Annotated in this window: 2 pseudogenes; both read right to left on the bottom strand. The window is 67.9% G+C overall.

The features are described from left to right. Positions 1 to 115, bottom strand: a pseudogene (locus EN807_RS37300) (peptide ABC transporter ATP-binding protein); the annotation flags it as partial. Next, positions 112 to 287, bottom strand: a pseudogene (locus EN807_RS37295) (nickel import ATP-binding protein NikD); the annotation flags it as partial. The pseudogenes EN807_RS37295 and EN807_RS37300, both read right to left, overlap by 4 nt.

The following is a 287-nucleotide window of genomic DNA, read 5'->3' as shown; positions in this document are numbered from 1 at the left end:
CGACGCTGAAGGAGACGCCCTTGACCGCATGCACCGTGCGCGCGCCGCGGAACAGGCCGCCGCCGACATGGTAGTCGCGCACGATGTTCTTGCCTTCGACGACCCTGGTGCTCATGAGGCGACTCCGGTACTTGCCCCCTGGGGCGCCGGTTCGAACAGCATGTCGGAGACGGTCGGCAAGCGGTCGCCGACGGCGTTCTCGGGCAGCGCCGAGAGCAGCGCGCGCGTGTAGTTGCTCTTCGGGCTCTCGAACAGCGACAGCACGTCGGCCTCTTCCATCTTGCGGC

This window comes from Mesorhizobium sp. M5C.F.Ca.ET.164.01.1.1, from assembly GCF_004792125.1.
Classification (GTDB): Bacteria; Pseudomonadota; Alphaproteobacteria; order Rhizobiales; family Rhizobiaceae; genus Mesorhizobium; species Mesorhizobium wenxiniae.
Note: the sequence above shows the minus strand (reverse complement) of the source record. Positions and strands in the feature narration are given on the sequence as shown.